Source organism: Neobacillus drentensis (genome assembly GCF_036965645.1).
GTDB classification, from domain to species: Bacteria; Bacillota; Bacilli; order Bacillales; family Cytobacillaceae; genus Neobacillus; species Neobacillus drentensis_D.
This window is the reverse complement of record NZ_JBALPZ010000288.1, coordinates 1-1261: the sequence shown is the minus strand read 5'-3', so window position 1 is coordinate 1261 and position 1261 is coordinate 1. Positions and strand designations below refer to the sequence as shown.

The window sequence follows — 1261 nt, the reverse complement described above, 5'->3', positions numbered from 1 at the left end:
TTATGGGTCACAGTTCAATGAAGAGGGTGATTTTTTTTAGTTATTTTCTTTTTGGAATTGAATCATAAATTCACTAAAGGCTTGGCAAGCTTCTACCGGAACAGCATTGTAAGCTGAAACGCGGCATCCGCCAATGGAACGATGTCCGTTAACTCCTACGAAACCTTCTTGCTTTGCAAGATCTAAGAATTTTTTCTCCAGTTCCGGTGTTTTTAAGTTAAAGGTTAGGTTCATTAAAGAACGGCTGTCCTGGTTTGCATGGCCAATGTAAAAGCCATTACTATTGTCAATAACTGAGTAGATATAGTTTGCTTTTTCTTCATTTCGCTTAGCGATTGTTTCTAGACCACCTAAATCACGTGCCCAGTTAAGAACTTCTCCTAGCATATAAATGCCAAAGGTTGGTGGTGTATTGTACAATGAATTGTTTTTGGAATGAGTGCTGTATTTTAACATAGTTGGGATATTTGTATTTGCAGTCTCTAGCAGATCCTTCCGAATAATAACAACTGTTACACCTGATGGCCCAAGGTTCTTTTGTGCCCCCGCATAAATTAGAGCAAATTTGCTGACATCAATCGGCTTAGAAAGAATATCACTTGACATGTCGGCAATCAACGGCACATCTCCGGTATCAGGGAAGTCCTTCCATTGTGTACCATAAATCGTATTATTGGAGGTAATGTGAATATAAGCATCTTCTTTGTCGTACTTTAATTCATCAAGTTTTGGAATACTGCGGTAGTTTCCTTCTTTTGTTGAAGCAGCATGGTAAACCTCGCCAAATAATTTAGCTTCGGAAAAAGCCTTCTCAGACCAAGAACCTGTCATCACATAACTTGCTTTTTTTCCTGCCTGTAAAAAATTCATCGGTATCATCGAAAATTGAAGGCTGGCTCCACCTTGTAGAAATAGAACTTCATGAGTATCCGGGATGTTTAACAGTTCTCGTAAGCTGCTAATCGCCTGATTATGTACTTCCTCATATGGGCGGCTGCGGTGGCTGAGTTCCATAACTGACATTCCAGTACCACGGAAATCGATTAACTCTTCTTGAGCTTTTTCTAGAACTGAAAGAGGTAAAGCGGAAGGGCCGGCATTAAAATTGTAAGCACGTTGAACTTGTAATTTCACTTTTCTCACTCCATCTGTTTTTGTTTATTAGACTATAACATAGATTCAATTTTCGGAAAATAAATTTTACCCCACAAAGGAAAGATATTTTAAAAAAATTAAATGGAAGCGTTTCAACTAACAGGAT

Annotated in this window: 1 protein-coding gene; it reads right to left on the bottom strand. The window is 38.4% G+C overall.

Annotated elements, in window-relative coordinates:
* Nucleotides 1-36: 36 nt before the first annotated feature.
* Complete coding sequence (gene serC / locus V7266_RS30475) at nucleotides 37-1134, bottom strand: 3-phosphoserine/phosphohydroxythreonine transaminase (protein WP_335473015.1); 1098 nt, start codon at nucleotides 1132-1134, stop codon at nucleotides 37-39.
* Nucleotides 1135-1261 lie beyond the last annotated feature (127 nt).